This is a genomic window from Carboxydothermus islandicus (assembly GCF_001950325.1).
GTDB classification, from domain to species: domain Bacteria; phylum Bacillota; class Z-2901; order Carboxydothermales; family Carboxydothermaceae; genus Carboxydothermus; species Carboxydothermus islandicus.
Window position 1 is genome coordinate 1 of sequence record NZ_BDJL01000073.1, and the last position, 449, is coordinate 449.

Sequence of the window (449 nt, forward strand, 5' to 3'; positions counted from 1 at the left end):
TTACCGCATATAAACCAGTCTTGGTTTTGGCTACTACCGGGATTATTCCCCGCGCTACCGCTAACGCCAATGCCCGGTCTTCGTTTTCATTATAGTTCGCAATCTTGCTCTTTACTCCGTTTACTTCACTGTCATAGCTGCTATCACTGACGGTTATCCCTAATTCCGTAAATATAGCCTGGGCTAATTGGGTTTTCGTCAGAGTTGCTGTACTTCCACTATAAGATACTGAACCTTTTGCCCGCTGAATGGCTGCTTTTAGCTCATCCCCGGTTATATACTTATTGGCCCCAAATTTTTTGTTTACTACCGGAAATACTCCTTTAGCAATTGCGTAGCTTACCGCTTTGTTCCGGCTGTCTTTTGGTATATCACTGGCTTTCGCCGTTACGTGACAATTAGTACAGCTCTTGTTTGCAAGGTTTTTAGTGTAGCTCGGTATCCCAAAA

At 43.9% G+C, this 449-nt stretch carries 1 protein-coding gene; it reads right to left on the minus strand.

Annotated features, from left to right (window positions below):
- A partial coding sequence (locus ciss_RS13355) for a hypothetical protein (protein ID WP_166504009.1) occupies positions 1-449 on the minus strand: 449 nt, incomplete at both ends.